Raw genomic sequence first — 16,102 nt, 5'->3', positions numbered from 1 at the left:
CGGCTGCAAGCCGAAGCCCAGTAGCCATCGCGGGTCCGGCCCGCTCTCTCACGCAGTGGCGATCCACCAGCGTTCGGCCATCTTCAGTCCGTCGTTCTCCCAGTTCGGCGCCACTTCGCCATGTGCGAGCTTGTTGGATTTGGCGCTGACGAAATTGTTGAAGACCAGCACGATGCTGCCGCCATCATCATGCGTCAGTTGCTGCATCTCGGCATACATTGCCGCCCGCTTGGCCTCATCCGTCTCGGCGCGCGCCTGGACAAGCAACTCGTTGAAGCGGGGATTTTTCCAGAACGACTCGTTCCAGCTGGAATCGGCGGCGAAGGCTTGCGTGAACATCCAGTCGGCCGTGGCGCGACCACTCCAATAGGAAGCGCACCAAGGTTTCTTGAGCCAGACATTGTCCCAATAGGCATCCTCGGCCTCGCGCACGACGTTTACGTCGATACCGCACTGGGCTGCCGTCTCGCGGATCAGCGCAGCCGCGTCCACCGCGCCTGCAAAAGCGGCATCGGCGACCGAGAGGTCCACCTTCAGTTTCTCCATTCCAGCCTTTTTCAGATAGTGCTTGGCTTTCTCCGGATCGAAACTGTGCTGCGGCTGCGGATTCGTGGCGAATTTAATCGCCGGCGCGATCGGGTTGTCATTGGCCACAGTGGCGTGACCGAGAAAGATCTTGTCGACGATCTCCTGACGGTTGATCGCCCACTTTAAGGCCATCCGGACATCCGGATTATCGAACGGCGCCATCGTGACATTCATCGGCAAGGTGTAATGGCCATAGCCGGTGACCTCGACGATCTCCACCTTGGGGTTGCGTTTCAACATGCCGAGGGTCTTAAGGTCGGCGCGGCCAATATAGTCCACCTCCCCCGTCGATAGCGCGGCCATGCGAGCGGCGAGATCGGTGATGGCGATGAACTCCACCTCGTCGAGATAGGGTTTGCCGTTCTTGAAGTAGTTCGGATTGCGCTTGAGTTTGGCCGAAACGCCGGGCTGGAAATTCTCAAGCACGAAAGCGCCGGTGCGAACGCCCGATCCCCAATCCGCCTTGCCGTCCTTGGCCGGCATGATGACCAGATGGTAGTCACTCATGATGTAGGGGAAGTCGGCGTTGCCGCTTTTCAGCGTGAAGACAACCGTTTCGGGGCCATCCGCCTTAATGCTGGCGACGGGCTCAAGCAGCGGCTTCGCCGCCGACTTAGTTTCGTCGCCCATATGATAGCGAAGCGAAGTCACGACATCGTCCGCCGTCACATTCTTGCCGTTGTGGAAGGTTGCGCCCTTGCGAAGCTTGAAGACCCAGGTTTTGGCGCCATCGGACGATTCAAAGCTCTCGGCAAGGTCCGGTTGGACGTTGCCTTTGGCGTCGACCTCGGTGAGGCTGTTGGACATCGAGCCCGAGAACGCTGTCTGTGTGAAGGTGTCCGGGTAGCCGGCCGGATCGATCGAATCCGTCGTCGCGCCATGTGCCATTCCGAGCTTGGCGAAGCCGCCCTGCAGCGGTTCGGCCCGGGCCGTGCTGACGAAGAGCTTATCCGCAGCGGTGACCGTCAGCCCAGCGGCCAGCCCAAGATGAATGAAGTCGCGACGGGAAATCTTGCCGCGACCGATCAGGCTTTGAGCGATACCAAGCTTGTATCCAGATTCTGACATTTGACTCTCCCATTGCGGATTTTCCGCGTTATTGTTCGTGCCGCACCCTGTGAAGAAATCTGCCCGTTAGCCGCGATCACCCTTTCTGCTACTTTTCGAATCCGTACCTCAATCAGGCCGTCACATAGATGCTGCCCGCCTCGACCGTTACTGGAAATGTGCGCGCGCGAACGGACGGATCGACCAGGGCCGCGCCCGATTTGATATCAAATTCCCAGCCATGCCAGGCGCAGCGCACGATCTCGTTTTGGCGGTGATAGATGAACTGCGCCTCTTCGACCGGTGCAGTTGTTCCACATTGCGGCCCCTCGCAAAGGGGAGCGCCGCGGTGCGGACAAACATTCAGCAGCGCGTGGAATGAATCCCCGATGCGAAAAACGCCGACCGAAAGGCTGCGGATCTTGGCGATGAAGGGAGATCCGGTTTCGATCTCTTCGACTCTACAGATGTATGTCTTCTCGGGCATCGTCTGCTTCCTCAGGCAGCATTCGCCGCTTGCGCGCGCGGGATGCGCTTGTAAACCTCCAGCGCATTCAGCCCCATGATCTTGCTCTTCCAGGCAGGAGGGATTTGCAGCGTGTTGGCATCGTCATAGTCCCAATGGGGATAGTCGGAGGCAAACATCAGCGTATTTTCGCCGTCCATCGCCTCGAGAGTGGACCAGAGATGCTGAATATTTGCGGGCTGCTCCAGCGGCTGCGTGGAAAAGCGGATGTTGCGCCGGCAATATTCGGACGGCAGCATCTTTAGCCATGGCGTCTCTTTGCGTAGGGCTTTGTAGTCGGCGTCCAGGCGCCACAATACCGATGGCACCCAGGCGACGCCGCATTCGATGACCACGAAGTAGAGGTCCGGCCATTTTTCGAAGACGCCATGCGCAATCATGCTTGCGACATGCGAAATGGCCGACATGTGCAGGATGGCATGGGTCTCCCAGAAGAATGTCGTCGGGGCCGGAGCAATCGCGGTCGAATTCACGCCGCCATGGCCGCCCAGATGAATGGCAAAGGGCAGCCCCACCTCGGCGCAAGCCTCATAAATTGGATGGTAAAACGGATCGCCATAGGGCTTGACGGAGCCTTGCGAAGCGAGAACCTGAACCATGCGCGGGTGATTGCCCAGACGGCGTATCTCGGCGGCCGCGAGCTTCGGATCCTGTGGCGCGACGATGATCGAGCCCATGAAGCGATCGTCCTTCGGCAGCCATTGGTCGATCTGATAGTCATTGTAGGCGCTGACGAGGGCGCTGGCATAATAGGGATTGGCGAGGGTGGAAGCCTCGATCGGCTCATCGCCGGTCAGGATCGCCACGTCGACCTTGTACTTGTCGAGGTGTTTTTCCTTCATGATGAGATAGTTGTCGGCTTCTGTTTTCGGACGGACGTCCTTGCGTGAGAAGTCCTGCGGATGAAACCAGGGACGATGGCCATGCGGGAAGGCGCCAACGGGACCTGTCTTCTCGCCTTCAACGAACATGTCCTTCCATAGGCCGGAAAGGTAAGGCTCCAATACAGTCGCGCTCGACCAGTAATTGTGACAATCGCAGTCGACTATGAACACGTTGCTCAGCTCCGTAGCTTCAGCCTGGACGATCTGCCGGCCGATTTCACCGCGTGCAGCTTCCGCCTTGAGTATTGTTTGATCAAGCTTATGATCCTGCGCAATATGATCGACTTTTTCGATCGGAGGTCATGTGCAGCTAGATCACATCGAAACCTTTCTCGACATCATCGAGTCGCGAAATTTCAATCGTACCGCCGACCGGCTGGGGTTGACCCAGTCGACGATCAGCACCCGCATCAAGAATCTGGAGAGCGCGATCGGGTCCGAGCTCTTTCTGCGCGGGCGCGCCGGCGCTGAGCCGACAGCCGCCGGGCGGCGGTTCGAAGCCTATGCCAGATCCTTGCTGTCGACGTGGTCGCAAGCTCGACACGATGTGCGAGCGTTCAACCGTTTCGAGGGCACGTTGCGCATCGCCGCACAGGTGGGGATGACCCGTTCGGTCCTGCCGGGATGGGTCGAGACACTGTGCCAGGCGCTTCCAAAATCCTCGATCCATGTCGAGTCGGACTATTCGAACCAGATGGTCAGCGACCTAAGCATGGGAAATCTCGATATTGCCGTGCTTTATGCGCCTCGCTACCTGCCTGAGATCGCCTACGAGCATCTGATGGTCGAGGAATATGTGATGGTTTCGACGGCTGCCAGAACGCTGTCTGATGTCGACCCTGAAACCTACATTCGCCCAGGCTACACCGCGGTGCTGGAAAAGACGCACGCAGAGCTGCTGGCCGAGCTTGCGATCTGTCGGCTTTCGACGGGATCGGAAACTCTGGCGGAGATCATGCTGCGACGAACGGGCGGCACCTGCTACATGCGCAGCGACGATGCGCGCCGGTTCACGGCCGAGCTCCCATCGTTCCTCGTCGAGGGAGCGCCGACGCTGCACCAGCCAGTCCACACCGCGATCCTTGCGCGCCGCAAACACGAACCCATTATTCGCAAGGGCATCCGAGCTCTCCAGGTGGCTGTAATGTCCCTGGAAGTTTAATCGAAATTACCGATCATAAAGGTAGGATTGCGCGGCTGTTCAGCGGGTGTTGAAGTGGCATCTTGGCTCGACTTCAAACCCGAGTTGAATAATGAACGCACACGCGGCCTTAGGAGCCCCCGGCTTCGCCCCAACAAAGCTTCACCGGCAGTGGGCACAGCCCACGCCGCAGCTTGTGCTCTGCCGACGCGTGATCGACGAGACGCACGATGTGAAAACATTCGTTCTCACACCCGCTTCAGATCGGATGTTCTGCTTCAGCGCTGGCCAATATGTTGTGGTGCACCTGAGGATCGAGGGGGCCGCAGTGACGCGCTCCTACTCTGTTTCGTCACCGCCGACGCGACCGCTCGACCTGCAGATCACTGTGAAACGGACGCCGGGCGGGCTCGTTTCGAATTGGCTCCATGACAATTTGAAGCCGGGCGATGGGATCGAGATCGAAGGGCCGCTCGGCTCGTTCAATCTCGACGATCTGCCGCATGCAAAGTCCCTCTTCCTTTCAGGTGGCAGCGGGATAACTCCCGTCATGTCAATGCTGCGGGCATTTACCGACCGCGCAGCAAACCAAGATATCCACTTCATTCATAGTGCGAGAACGCCGGACGACATCATTTTTCGGCTCGAACTGGACGCACTTGCCGCTCGCTTTCCCAATGTTCATGTGACTTGCATTTGCAGTCATGGAGACCCGGCCTGGACGGGTCCAACCGGGCGAATTAACAGTGAGATGCTCCTGACTTTGGTTCCCGATCTCCATAGCCGCACGATTTTTGCCTGTGGGCCGGAATCCTACATGAAGGCTGCACGCAGCTGCCTCGATGCAATCGGGCTCGCCCCTTCACAGTATCATGAGGAGAGCTTCGGGGGCGGCAACATTTCGCGTTCGCCATCGGATTCAAAGGTTTCGTCTTCGGTCCGCTTCGCCCGCTCCGGCCTTGCATATCATTGCGCGCCCGGAGAGACCCTGCTGGAAGCGGCGCGCCAATGTGGCGTCTATGTCCCAACCGCTTGCCAGCAGGGAGTTTGCGGTACGTGCCGGATCGCCAAGCTGTCTGGCGAAGTCGTCATGGATGACCTAGGCGGACTGACCTTGGAGGACAAATCGGCAGGCTACATCCTGGCGTGCTGCAGCCGCCCACAAGGCGACATTTTGCTTGATCTATAATTGTACCCATCGCGGAACGAAATCGGGCAGCCTTTGCGTTCAACGACCAAGCCATACTACTGCGACCGCAAGTGATTAGGTTTCGGAACCCGGATGGGCTCGCCCGATTTCTGGCGCAGCTCACGCTGGGCATCGCAAACGACAAAAGTCCTACCCAGCAATACGCTTGAGCTATCATTCAGCCGTTGCATGGGATGGACCTCGACACAAAGAGGCGCGGCAATTCGGCTCCAGCTACACCGTCGCAGCCGGATCAGGGGCGTTGCGGTTGAGATGAACCGCAATCGAATTACGGTTCACCAGGCGAGCAGCGAGGACACGGTGTTCAAACGGTGCGGTGTCGCCAGCCAGCCTCTTCAAGAGAAGCTCGGCTGCCGTCGCCCCGATCAGATGCGCCGGCTGCGCGATGGCTGTGATACCTTGGGCCACGAACTGCATCCAGTCGAGATCGTCGAAGCAAAGCAGCGAAACCTCTCCCGGAATCGCAAGCTTCAGTGCGGATGTCGCCTCCAGAACGCCTGTCGACATCACACCGTCGGCGGTAAACAGGGCGGACGGCGCATTGCGCATTGTCAGCAGATCGAGTGCCTCCTTTCGGGCTGCCTCGCTGGAATAGACCGCCACGCGGCGGATCAACTGTGGATCCGGCGAAATGCCCGCAGCGCGATGGGCTTCGAGATAACCCAACAACCGTTGCCAGCTTGGATGATGGTAGCGAACGTCGGAGCTGGAGAGATCAGCGTTTGTCACAAAGGAACCAACATCATCGCGTTGGTCCGGCCCGAGTTCCGCCAATATTCCGATGCGGCTGTGTCCGGCGGCGATGATCGCCGCTATGCTGCTACGCGTTACAGAAACGTTATCGACCACGACCGAATCGGTTTCCATGCCCGCCACGATGCGATCGAACTGCACGACGGGACAGCCGGCCGCGACTGCGTCACGAAGATGATCCGGCTTGTCCAAGAAGGTCGATGAGACGACTAAACCATCGACCTGCTTTTCCAACAGCAGCTGCACCGCCTCTCGCTCGAGTTCGGCATTTTCGTCACTATTCGTAACGATAACCCCGAAGCCGCCACGGCGCGCGACGTCCCCTATTCCGCGCAGCACGCTTGCATAGAATGGGCTTTCGATGTCGCCTACGACAACGCCGATAGTCTGGGTCTTACCGGTGATCAGGCCTTTGGCCAGGCGATTGGGCCGATAACCCAGCGCAGATGCCGCGGCGCGCACCTTCTCCTGGACCTCAGGGCTGCTGTACCCGTAGTCACCAAGCACGCGCCCAGCCGTGGCAGAGCTCACTCCAGCCCGGCGAGCGACTTCGATGATAGTTGCGTTTTTGGATCTTTGAGTCACCCAGCAAGTCCCGCCGACCATGCAACGTCGTGGCGACGAACTAGCGGCAGTTAGGCACGCCCCGCAAGGCCGAACACCGCAGAACCCGCCGCTGCGCACACCATTTGAATTACAGCACCTCCGACAGAAAGCGTCGAAGACGCGGGCTCTGCGGATTGTCGAATAGGTCTTCTGGCCGGCCTGCCTCGACGATCCGCCCCTCGTCCATGAACACGACCTGGTTCGCGACCTTGCGAGCGAAATTCATCTCGTGTGTAACGACCACCATCGTCATCCCGCCCCGCCCGAGGTCGGCCATCAAGTTCAGGACACCTTTGACCAATTCTGGATCGAGGGCGCTGGTGACTTCGTCGAACAGCATAATTTCGGGTTCGAGGGCGAGCGCACGCGCGATGGCCACCCGCTGCTGTTGCCCGCCCGAGAGATTGGCCGGCCGATGGTCCTTGCGCTCCAGCAGTCCGACTTCATTTAGCCTCGCCAAGGCCGCGTCATTAGCCTCCTCGCGCGACATGCGTTTAACTTTGCGCAGCGCCAAGGTGATGTTGGCGAGCGCGCTACGGTCGGGGAACAGATTGAACTGCTGGAAAACCATGCCCACGCGCCGCCGGAGTTGGTCAGGGGTCTGCTTGTAGATGCTTTCGCCGTCGAGCAGAATGTCACCGGCTCGGCATTCTACGAGACGGTTGAGGCAGCGCAGCAAGGTCGACTTGCCCGATCCGGACGGACCGATGAGGCAGGTGACGGTCCCGGGCTCCACTTTCAGACCGACGTCATGCAGCACCTGGACGGCGCCGTAGGCCATGTCGATATTTTTGACCTCGATGCCGCCACCCTTGAAGCGTGTGGGCGCTGCTGCAGGCAACGTCGCTGTTCCCGGCACGACGGCTTCGGCAAGCTCGGCGACCTCTTGGAGGCCACTCTGCACGGCGGTTATTCGTTTGCCGACGCGCATGCGCGCGTCGATGTAGTTGACGAGATGGGTCAGCGGCACCGTGATCACGAGATAGAACACTCCGGCCAGCAATAGCGGCGACAAGTTGCCGGTCAGCACAGCCTGGTCCTGGCCGACGCGGAACAGTTCGCGTTCGGAGGCGAGCAGACCAAGGAAATAGACCAGGCTGGAGTCTTTGACATTGCCGATGAACTGGTTGACCAGTGCAGGCAGGACGCGACGGATGCCTTGCGGGATCACCACCAGGCGCATGCCTTGGCCATACGTCATACCGAGAGTGCGCGTGGCGTCGATCTGACCCCGCTCGACGCTCTGAATGCCGGCGCGGAAAATCTCCCCGATGTAGGCTCCGGCGATCAGGCTGAGCGCCAGAATGCCCAGCGGATAAGGCGATGGACCGAACAGATCTCGGCCCAACCGCGCGAAGCCTTGGCCAATGATCAGGATTGTGACAATGGCAGGAAGCCCACGGAAGATATCGGTGTAGACTCGGGCAAGGAGTTTCAGCGGCCGGTTCTCTGAAATTCCCATGACTGCGAGGACGATACCGATCAGCGTCCCGAAAAACGTCGAGGCAAGGGCCAGGATCAAAGTGTTCTTGAGGCCGACCATCACCATGTTTGGCAGAACTTCTGCCATCGCCTGGAAATCAAGGAAGCTGCGGGCGAAGGTATCGAACCAGCTCATATCAAGTCCATCTATAACTCGGCCGGGCACCGTTGCTGACGGGCCCGGCCGGAAACGAAAATGAATACGCGCGAATTTACTTCTTGGGCAGATATTGATCCGGCATCGGAGTGCCCGGGAACCATTTCTCATGCAGCCGTTTCCAAGTGCCATCGTCCATGGCCTTGCGCAGCGCCTTGTTGAGCGCCTCGCGGAAGGCATCGTTGCCTTTCTTGACCACGAACCCGGCCGGCGCATCGAAGGACGGCACGTTCATTGTTATCTTCAGGTTCTTGTAGCGCTCCACATACTGCTTGGCGGACTCATAGTCAGTGAAATGGCCATCAATCGTCCCGTTATTCAGCGCCGCCACCGCAGTGTTGTTGTCGGGAAATTTGACAATGTCGCCCTTGAGGTTCTTCTCGGCATAGATTTCCTGCAGCGTTCCCTGGATCACGCCGATGCGCTTTCCGGCGGTGCTCTCATTGCTCGTCAGTGCCGGATCCGCCGAAATGATCGACAGGTAGCCGGCGAGATAGCCGTCGCCAAAATCCACGCTCTTCTTGCGCTGCGCCGTTGTGCCGATGGCGGCGACAGCGACGTCGAAGCGGCCGTTGGCAACGGAGGGCAGCAGCGCCGAGAATTCCTGGCCGGTGAAAACGATCTGCTCCTCCTTGAACCCGAGCCGGCGCGCCACATCACGGAAGAGTTCGGCGTCGAAGCCAGTGAAGTTACCGTTGGCGTCGGTGAAGACATAGGGTTTCGCATCGCCCATGGTTCCGACGCTGATCACCGTCGGGTCGATGAGGTTGTAGGGGTTGTCGGCCGCGTTTGCCTGAGTTGACGAGGCCAACGTGCCAAGTCCTGTCAACAGCGCGATCGTCAGCGCCAGACCGGATTTCACAAGTTGGCGCCTGCTCGAATTCGTGTGCATGTCTTCTCCTCTTACGATTGGCCGAACTCGGCCTTGCGATCCCACTCGACGTCTCATCTATCAAAACGCTCTTAGATGGCGTTCGGCCAGGTAGGTGAGAACGTTATCATTTGATCTAGCATTGTCCATTTCTCGCGTCAATTGTTTCGGAGAATTTCTCAGCTAGATGGTTTCCAGTGTTAAGCGCGGGGGATCTCCGGCGTCATCTTTCCTAAGTCGATTGCTGTCGCATGGCCGATTGCCCCGTAGTACCGGCAGGTAGCAGCCGCCGCGTCCGCGGCATGGCCGAGGATGTCTTGAGGCTGCTCCTTCTTAAGCAGGCCGAATAGCGTTCTGGCGATGAAGGTGTCGCCGGCGCCCAGGGTGTCGACGGGTTTGACCAACCGCGCCGGGGTTCGGTAAGAGACGGTGTCGCCGTGAAGCACCGCGCCGGCTCGGCCACGAGTCACAAGAACCCACTTTGAACCACATGCAAGCAATTCGGCCGCGATTGCGGCCAATTCCTTGTCGTCGAGACCGTCACCCGAGACACAAGCCAGATAGCAATAGGGTCCAATCTCGCGTCGATGTCCCGGTTCCCGTCGCGTGGAAAAATCATAAGACAACAGTGACTTACTTGATACAGCGGCAACCCACGGGTCCAAACCGCTGGACTGGCCGATGTGGACGGCCTGAAAGCCCGAGAGAAAATCCAGATCTTCTTGCGTCGGCGTAAACACCGAAACTCCGAGATCGAAGTCCAGGAAAATCCGATCGGCGTTGCGGTGACCTATGAGGCAGTAAGCGGTCGCTCCCTCGAGACGCCGCAATCGGGTGATGTCCACGCGCTCCGACGCCAGTGCAGTGCAGATAAGGTCCCCTGCCCGGTCTTTGCCGATCGCTCCGACATAGGCCGATCGCCCGCCGAAGCGGCTGACATAAACCGAGACATTGAGGCAATTTCCACCAGGATACATCTCGCCGCGAGCAAGATAACAATCGACCACGTTATCGCCCATCGCGGCAATCTTGACCATTGCAGGACTTTCAGTTTAAAGGGTGTGATAACGTTCGCACAATGGCCGCCCACCTGTCAATTGTGGGCCCGCCCCTAGCTCTGCCAACGAGACGAGGAAGCTCATGATTTCCGCCCTGCCCGCCGACGTGGAACGCGCCCTGACCGCTACGGCGGGCACGCAGTTTTCGCACCTATTCCTCGTGGCGTGCGGCGGTTCGCTCTCGATCATGATGGCAGGCAAATACTTCGTCGACCGTCACAGCGGCAGATTCGCCTGCGACATCTACAACGCGGATGAGTTCGTCTGCCGAGACCCGCGACGGTTGGGACCTGACGCGCTCGTTGTCCTTTGCTCGCAGACCGGCACCACCCGCGAAACTGTGCGAGCGGCCAATCATGCAAAGGATCGAGGCGCAACGACAATCGGCATGACGCTCGACCAGATATCGCCCCTCGCGCTGGCGGTCGACCACGCAGTCGCCTACCAGGCCTCCTACACGACGGGCAAAGCAATCGATTCAGCCTGCAGCAACTACGGCGTGCTCTATATGTTGCTCGCCGGCCTGATCGATGCTCGGGAGGATGCCGGGCTAACTGCCGATCTGCTGACGAGCCTGAGCCATCTTCAGCCGGCGATCGAGCGTGCGCACCGGACCTATGCCGACCGGTTTCAGGCCTTCGCCCCCCGTTTCGCGCCGCGCAATGCGATCCACACACTGGCCAGCGGTGCCAGCTATGGTGCGGCCTATTCGTACGCCACCTGCGTGTTGATGGAGATGCAGTGGTACGATTCGCAGGCCATACACGCCAACGAGTTCTTTCACGGCCCATTTGAGGTGGTCGACCGGGACGCTTGCTTCGTGGTCTTAGTGGGTTTGGACGAAACGCGGAGCCTTCCCGAACGTGCCCGAGACTTCCTTTTCAAGTACGGCAGCCGGGAAAACGTCCTGGTGCTCGATGGAACTGAACTCGACCTCAGTGGTATGTCCGAACACATCAAACCCTATCTCGTGCCCTTGGTCTTCTTCGACACGCTTTGGCGTTTTGCCTACGAGCTGGCCGCCCTGCGCGGCCGGCCAATGCTTGAGGGCCGGCGCTACATGAAGAAGCTCACCGACTATTAGTTCCGCCGCGCTCTGCAGCCATCCAACAACTCCCAGCCCGGCTTCTGCGAAGAAGGATTTCTCCATGACTGCATCACCAAAGCCGCGCCATGTCGTTGTTATCGGCGCGGGCATCTTCGGCATCTCTTCCGCGTTGCACCTTGCTCGTCTTGGCCTTGATGTAACGCTTGTCAACGACGGCGCGCCAGCCAACGGTGCATCCGGCCGTTCACTTTCCTGGCTGAACTCAGCGCGACGTGCGGACACTGCCTACCACCGCTTGAGGCTTGCAGGCATCGACCGTTATCGGACCCTGGCCGCCACAAGGCCGGAAACGGAATCGTGGCTTCGCTTTGACGGCGGCCTCACCTGGGATGCGGATGACGAGACGAACCAGATCGCGTCCGTCTGCCAGCTGGAGCAGGATATTGGTTATGACGCGCTTCTGCTCGGCCCTGCCGAAGTCGGTGCAGTGGTGCCCGGCGTCAACGCGAGCGCAATTACCCCCCAGGGCGCCATCTTCAATCCTGGCGAAGGATGGGTTGACCTGCCGTCTTTGATCAGTCTGCTGCTCAATGAGTTCCGCTCCCGTGGCGGCAAGTTTGTTCGGGACGCTGGACGCGTCCGGATAGATGCCACAGGTGGTCGCGCGCGTGGCGTCGTCACTGCCGACGGTGTGCCGGTAAAGGCGGATGCAGTGGTCCTTGCGGTCGGGCCAGCGACGCCTATCATGCTCGCAGACATCGGAGTTCGTGTCCCCGACGCCACGCCAATTTCACTTCTCTTGAAGACCAAGCCGATCAAGACCGAGCTCCGTGCCGTGCTGAATACGCCCCGCGTGGCGGTTCGCCCGACGCCGGATGGCGCACTTGTTTTGGATTCGGCGTGGTCGGAGGAAGAAGTCGTGGTCAACTCTGACGGAACCTACACCGTGCACGACAAGACCGTCAAAGGACTGCTCGAGGAGGCTAGTGCGGTGCTCGAGGGCAATCCGCGGCTCCAACTCGCTGCCTATGCAGTTGGCCCGAAGCCCATCCCCGGCGACGGCGAGCCAGTGCTTGGCTGCGTCGAGACCGTTGCCGGACTTCACGTCGCCTTCAGCCACAGCGGCGCCACGCTTGGATTGATCGTCGGCGAATTGCTTGCCAAAGAAATCGCCTCTGGCAATCCGCATCCCATGCTTGCAACGTTCCGCCCTAATCGTTTCAGCTGAAAGGGCAATTTGGGGCAAGGCCGAACTATCCAGATGGGTCGCGGGCCTGGGGAAGAGCGGCGTGATCAGGTTGTCGTGCTACGGCAACAGAGACGGCGAGAGATCGGCGCTGCGCGTCCAAGCGCGAACGCTCGAAGAAGAATGCCCCGCAAACTATGGTCAGATAGCCACTCGCGATCCACTGGAGTGCGCTAACCGCGACAAGTTGCGCAAGCTTCCGCCCGCAAAATCAGACACTGCGCATAATCAGAAGCCGTTGCCCCAGGCGATTTCACCTTGTCAAGAGACGGCCCGCCTTGCGGCGTGCGAGGGGTCGGCAATGACTTGACCAAGCCTTGACCAAGGGTCAGGATTGCGCCTATCGTCGCGTGCAAGAGCGATTGTCGAGCAATCCACACTCAGCTCGGCAATGAACACGGCTCACCACGTTGACCCGACGCGCGCAAGGACAGGAAATGACCATCACGGTGAAAGTTGGCGAGGCCAAAACGCATCTCTCGGAACTGCTTTCAAGGGTAGAAGCCGGCGAGGAGGTGATTATTTCGCGCGGCAATGATCCCATCGCTAAACTGTCGCGGATTCAACGCCGCAACGATGTCGAAGCCGTGATCGAAGAGATCAGCGCTGCCCGCGCCCGCGCCAAGCCCGTGACGCAGGACGAAATTCGGGCCTGGCGCGATGAAGGGCGCCGCGCTTGATGGCGATCATCGTCTGATGCCTTTCGTTGTCGACCTTTCCGTGGCGGCTGCCTGGATTCTTCCTGATGAAGACAGCGAGGCGGCGGCCGCCCTGATGCGACGATTGCCGGGAGCAACGGCGCCTGTCCCTTCCCTGTTCTGGCACGAGGCGCGTAACGTCGCATTGATGGCCGAGCGGCGTGGCCGCATCGCGGCGGGCGAAGCTGCCACCACCATGGCACGGCTGCGCCGATTGCCGCTGGAGGACGCCGGCGGCGGGTCGGACGGCGCAGTGCTGAGATTAGCGGCTTCGCACGGGCTCAGCGCCTATGACGCCGCCTATCTGGCGCTGGCAATCGAAACCGAGTTGCCGCTGGCCACCCTCGATCGGAAGCTCGCACTTGCCGCACGCCGCCAGGGAGTCCAAATTCTCGGGCCGCTCGCGAATGGCAATTGACCTCTTCGCTCGGCCACCTGCCTATGTTATTCGACGTGCAGAAGTCTTTGACGCTCTCAATTCCGTGCTGCCTCTGGACCACCGCGACTTTCTCGCCGAAGAAACCCGAGAAGATCGCAGGTAGACCGCACCAAGAGTCTCTACCTTGTTGGAATCAGATGCAGTGCAGACTTCCCGCCCTTCACGGCCGCCGCTGACAGCTTGCGGTCAAAGCTGGCAAGTTGGCCGCCGCGCGCCTTGGCAAGCGCGAGAAGGTAGGTAGCCGTCACCTGCGCCGAGGTCAGGATTTTGGCTGCATCAATGTCGCCGGAGCCAACCAGGCTCACATCGTCGGGCCAGAAGCTGTGCCCGTGCAGGGTCCGCAACTTGGTAACGATTCGCGCAACAACAGCTGGTGAGCCGGGAGAATTGGGATATCTTTGGTTGCCGACGATGCGCAGGACGCCGTTTTCGGTGACGGGACACGTAGCCCATGCGGAGTTTACCGGTCTCTTCGAACCAGCCATGCGCGTCGTCATGGGCGACGTGGCCAGGATCTATCAGTGCGATCAGCACATTCGAGCAGGAGCGTCACGGCAGTTCGTCTCGCAAGGCATTGACCGTCTCAAGCGTGACAGGAGGTGCATCCGGCCGACGCGACAGTAGAGGAATCCCGTTGCGCTCGCCGCCGGCTTGAGGCCGACGCAGCGAGCGCCGGGCGAGATCGGTGATGACCTCGCCGAGGCTGCGATCCTGCTGCCGGGCGATGGCCTTGGCTGCAACCAGGACATCGTCATCGATCGCCAGTGTGGTTCTCATGTTGCCCTGCTTGGTGCGCATCAAACATCACGCATCATATAGAATAGCGACGTCGGATACTCAACCGGTGCGAATAGCCGGCGGACTTGGCGTGGAACGCGTTTTGTGCCGGAAGGATTGTCGCTTCACGGCTTCAACCTTTGTATGCGACGAGAACTGCGCCCGCTGCAATCAGTGAAACGCCAAGCCAGTTCGGCAGGGACAATTGTTCACGGAGGAACCCACTCCGAATACCGTGTCAAGCGCGCCGCTTAGCCTGGCGTCACCGAGCAACTCCCCCCATAATGCAGCATCAGGGCTGCGGTCACATATCTTGATTGTGTTTGCTGACGTCAGCCAGATCCAGCCACGTCGACAACGGCCTTGATCAGACCGGACTTCTGCTGCGCCCAGATTGCGATGTCGCGTGGGCTGTCGCGCAGGGTGGTGCGATGGGTGACGAGTCGGTCGATTGGTATTTTTCCAGCGCGGATCGAGGCAATGACGTGCTGGAAATCGCCACGCGTCGCGTTGCGACTGCCGATCAGCATCATTTCCCGCTTGTGGAACTCTGGATCTGAGAAGGTTATGTCGTCCGGCACGACGCTGACCATCACCATGACGCCACCATGGGCAACATAGGCAAAGGCAGACTGCATCGAACGGCTGTTCCCCGTGGCGTCGAAGACGACGTCGAAACCTGCTCCCGCAGTTCGCTCCGCTATCGTTTCGACGATCGATCCCTTCGACCCGTCGATCACCAGGAAGCCCAATTGTCTTGCGGCAAAGGCCAGCCGCTCGGCATCGACGTCCATGACGGTCACGTTGAGTTGCGCTATGCGCGCAAAAAGCGCGGTGCCAAGGCCGATCGGCCCGGCGCCGATAACCAAGGTGCGAATGCCCGGCCCCGCCATGGATCTGCGCACCGCGTGAGCACCGATGGCCAGAAACTCGACCGTGGCAGCCTCGACCGGTGACAGGCCGGCCGCTGGTATCAAGTTCTGCGCCGGCACGAGAACCTGCTCGCTCATGGCACCGTCACGGTGCACGCCAAGCACCTCGATCGACATGCAGCAGTTCGGCTTTCCCTGGCGGCAGGCGGCACAATTTCCGCAGGCAAAATAGGGGTTGACGAGGATTTGCTCTCCAACCGACAGGTCCACCGGCGCGTTGATTGCCGCGATTGTTCCCGAAACCTCATGGCCCATGACGCGCGGATAGGCGAGATAAGGATGCCTGCCCTCGAAGATGTGGTAGTCGGTTCCACATATCCCGACATAGGCGACATTGATCAGTGCCCAGCCTTCGGGCGGAGTGCCTGGTGCCTGCTGCTCCTCAAACATCAGCCTGGCCGGCTCAGCGCATCGCACGACTTTGATGGTGGGGCCCATGACTATAATTCACCCCCTTGCTAAGCTGGAGTCCGAAGTGGTCGGGGGGGGGGGGCCCCCCCCCCCCCGGGGGGGGGCCCGCGCCGAAGGCACCACAAGTGCGGCGAGCACGGCCGCACCGACCCCCTCCGGCGGCTGCGCCGCCACCTCCCCCACAAGGGGGGAGATCGGCCAATCGCCGAAGATCCTCTTCTACGTCGC

Annotated in this window: 15 protein-coding genes and 2 pseudogenes; 6 read left to right on the top strand and 11 right to left on the bottom strand. The window is 60.0% G+C overall.

What is annotated here, in order from left to right:
• Nucleotides 1-48: 48 nt before the first annotated feature.
• The 3 genes from NKI72_RS25520 to NKI72_RS25510 form a co-directional block, all read right to left on the bottom strand.
• Entirely contained in the window at nt 49-1,656 is a 1,608-nt protein-coding gene (locus NKI72_RS25520) for an ABC transporter substrate-binding protein (protein ID WP_352851165.1), read from the bottom strand.
• Nucleotides 1,657-1,768: 112 nt separating this feature from the next.
• Nucleotides 1,769-2,122, bottom strand: a complete 354-nt coding sequence (locus tag NKI72_RS25515; protein WP_352770491.1) for a Rieske (2Fe-2S) protein — start codon at nt 2,120-2,122, stop codon at nt 1,769-1,771.
• Nucleotides 2,123-2,133: 11 nt separating this feature from the next.
• On the bottom strand, nt 2,134-3,216 hold the full coding sequence (locus NKI72_RS25510; RefSeq protein WP_352503721.1) for an amidohydrolase family protein: 1,083 nt from the start codon (nt 3,214-3,216) through the stop codon (nt 2,134-2,136).
• Between the two features lie 133 nt (nt 3,217-3,349).
• On the opposite strand from NKI72_RS25510, the gene NKI72_RS25505 reads away from it, so the two are divergent.
• Together NKI72_RS25505 and NKI72_RS25500 are read left to right on the top strand one after the other, a co-directional pair.
• On the top strand, nt 3,350-4,207 hold the full coding sequence (locus NKI72_RS25505; RefSeq protein WP_352503720.1) for a LysR family transcriptional regulator: 858 nt from the start codon (nt 3,350-3,352) through the stop codon (nt 4,205-4,207).
• A gap of 190 nt (nt 4,208-4,397) precedes the next feature.
• The gene (locus NKI72_RS25500) at nt 4,398-5,375 is read left to right on the top strand and encodes an FAD-binding oxidoreductase (RefSeq protein WP_352851163.1); all 978 of its coding nucleotides are present in this window, start codon (nt 4,398-4,400) and stop codon (nt 5,373-5,375) included.
• 234 nt (nt 5,376-5,609) lie between these two features.
• Here the strand turns inward: NKI72_RS25500 and NKI72_RS25495 are convergent, their stop codons facing one another.
• The 4 genes from NKI72_RS25495 to NKI72_RS25480 form a co-directional block, all read right to left on the bottom strand.
• Nucleotides 5,610-6,755 (bottom strand): LacI family DNA-binding transcriptional regulator, encoded by a 1,146-nt coding sequence (locus NKI72_RS25495; RefSeq protein WP_352614842.1) that lies wholly within the window; start codon nt 6,753-6,755, stop codon nt 5,610-5,612.
• An 88-nt stretch (nt 6,756-6,843) separates the two neighbouring features.
• Nucleotides 6,844-8,373 carry an amino acid ABC transporter permease/ATP-binding protein gene (locus tag NKI72_RS25490; RefSeq protein WP_352851186.1) on the bottom strand — a complete coding sequence of 510 codons (1,530 nt, stop codon included), beginning with the start codon at nt 8,371-8,373 and terminating at the stop codon, nt 6,844-6,846.
• Nucleotides 8,374-8,449: 76 nt separating this feature from the next.
• Complete coding sequence (locus NKI72_RS25485) at nt 8,450-9,286, bottom strand: ABC transporter substrate-binding protein (protein WP_352851161.1); 837 nt, start codon at nt 9,284-9,286, stop codon at nt 8,450-8,452.
• Between the two features lie 179 nt (nt 9,287-9,465).
• Entirely contained in the window at nt 9,466-10,302 is an 837-nt protein-coding gene (locus tag NKI72_RS25480; RefSeq protein ID WP_352851159.1) for a PfkB family carbohydrate kinase, read from the bottom strand.
• 103 nt (nt 10,303-10,405) lie between these two features.
• Between NKI72_RS25480 and NKI72_RS25475 the strand changes: the two genes are divergently transcribed.
• The 4 genes from NKI72_RS25475 (at nt 10,406) to NKI72_RS25460 (ending at nt 13,733) form a co-directional block, all read left to right on the top strand.
• On the top strand, nt 10,406-11,407 hold the full coding sequence (locus NKI72_RS25475) for an SIS domain-containing protein (protein ID WP_352851157.1): 1,002 nt from the start codon (nt 10,406-10,408) through the stop codon (nt 11,405-11,407).
• Nucleotides 11,408-11,471: 64 nt separating this feature from the next.
• Nucleotides 11,472-12,599, top strand: coding sequence for an NAD(P)/FAD-dependent oxidoreductase (locus NKI72_RS25470; protein ID WP_352851156.1), 1,128 nt, complete (start codon nt 11,472-11,474; stop codon nt 12,597-12,599).
• A 455-nt stretch (nt 12,600-13,054) separates the two neighbouring features.
• A complete protein-coding gene (locus tag NKI72_RS25465; protein WP_352467423.1) occupies nt 13,055-13,297 on the top strand; it encodes a type II toxin-antitoxin system Phd/YefM family antitoxin in 243 nt (80 codons plus the stop codon).
• 16 nt (nt 13,298-13,313) lie between these two features.
• Entirely contained in the window at nt 13,314-13,733 is a 420-nt protein-coding gene (locus NKI72_RS25460) for a type II toxin-antitoxin system VapC family toxin (protein WP_352851154.1), read from the top strand.
• 140 nt (nt 13,734-13,873) lie between these two features.
• Here the strand turns inward: NKI72_RS25460 and NKI72_RS25455 are convergent.
• The 4 genes and pseudogenes from NKI72_RS25455 to NKI72_RS25440 form a co-directional block, all read right to left on the bottom strand.
• Nucleotides 13,874-14,288: pseudogene (locus NKI72_RS25455) on the bottom strand (TA system VapC family ribonuclease toxin).
• 15 nt (nt 14,289-14,303) lie between these two features.
• The gene (locus tag NKI72_RS25450) at nt 14,304-14,531 is read right to left on the bottom strand and encodes a CopG family transcriptional regulator (RefSeq protein WP_352851185.1); all 228 of its coding nucleotides are present in this window, start codon (nt 14,529-14,531) and stop codon (nt 14,304-14,306) included.
• Between the two features lie 133 nt (nt 14,532-14,664).
• Nucleotides 14,665-14,751, bottom strand: a pseudogene (locus NKI72_RS25445) (EamA family transporter); the annotation flags it as partial.
• A gap of 112 nt (nt 14,752-14,863) precedes the next feature.
• The gene (locus NKI72_RS25440; RefSeq protein ID WP_502908994.1) at nt 14,864-15,889 is read right to left on the bottom strand and encodes a zinc-binding alcohol dehydrogenase family protein; all 1,026 of its coding nucleotides are present in this window, start codon (nt 15,887-15,889) and stop codon (nt 14,864-14,866) included.
• Between the last annotated feature and the right edge of the window lie 213 nt (nt 15,890-16,102).

Source organism: Mesorhizobium sp. M0437 (assembly GCF_040321335.1).
Classification (GTDB): domain Bacteria; phylum Pseudomonadota; class Alphaproteobacteria; order Rhizobiales; family Rhizobiaceae; genus Mesorhizobium.
The sequence above is the reverse complement of the archived record's forward strand: the minus strand, read 5'-3'. Positions and strand labels throughout refer to the sequence as shown.

What these genes read in the sequence shown, in the direction of transcription:
- NKI72_RS25475 (WP_352851157.1), top strand. Translation starts at nt 10,406, where the DNA reads ATGATTTCCGCCCTGCCCGCCGACGTGGAACGCGCCCTGACCGCTACG.
- NKI72_RS25495 (WP_352614842.1), bottom strand. Translation starts at nt 6,755, where the DNA reads ATGGTCGGCGGGACTTGCTGGGTGACTCAAAGATCCAAAAACGCAACT.
- NKI72_RS25515 (WP_352770491.1), bottom strand. Translation starts at nt 2,122, where the DNA reads ATGCCCGAGAAGACATACATCTGTAGAGTCGAAGAGATCGAAACCGGA.
- NKI72_RS25485 (WP_352851161.1), bottom strand. Translation starts at nt 9,286, where the DNA reads ATGCACACGAATTCGAGCAGGCGCCAACTTGTGAAATCCGGTCTGGCG.
- NKI72_RS25465 (WP_352467423.1), top strand. Translation starts at nt 13,055, where the DNA reads ATGACCATCACGGTGAAAGTTGGCGAGGCCAAAACGCATCTCTCGGAA.
- NKI72_RS25520 (WP_352851165.1), bottom strand. Translation starts at nt 1,656, where the DNA reads ATGTCAGAATCTGGATACAAGCTTGGTATCGCTCAAAGCCTGATCGGT.
- NKI72_RS25450 (WP_352851185.1), bottom strand. Translation starts at nt 14,531, where the DNA reads ATGAGAACCACACTGGCGATCGATGACGATGTCCTGGTTGCAGCCAAG.
- NKI72_RS25460 (WP_352851154.1), top strand. Translation starts at nt 13,314, where the DNA reads ATGCCTTTCGTTGTCGACCTTTCCGTGGCGGCTGCCTGGATTCTTCCT.
- NKI72_RS25480 (WP_352851159.1), bottom strand. Translation starts at nt 10,302, where the DNA reads ATGGTCAAGATTGCCGCGATGGGCGATAACGTGGTCGATTGTTATCTT.
- NKI72_RS25490 (WP_352851186.1), bottom strand. Translation starts at nt 8,373, where the DNA reads ATGAGCTGGTTCGATACCTTCGCCCGCAGCTTCCTTGATTTCCAGGCG.
- NKI72_RS25470 (WP_352851156.1), top strand. Translation starts at nt 11,472, where the DNA reads ATGACTGCATCACCAAAGCCGCGCCATGTCGTTGTTATCGGCGCGGGC.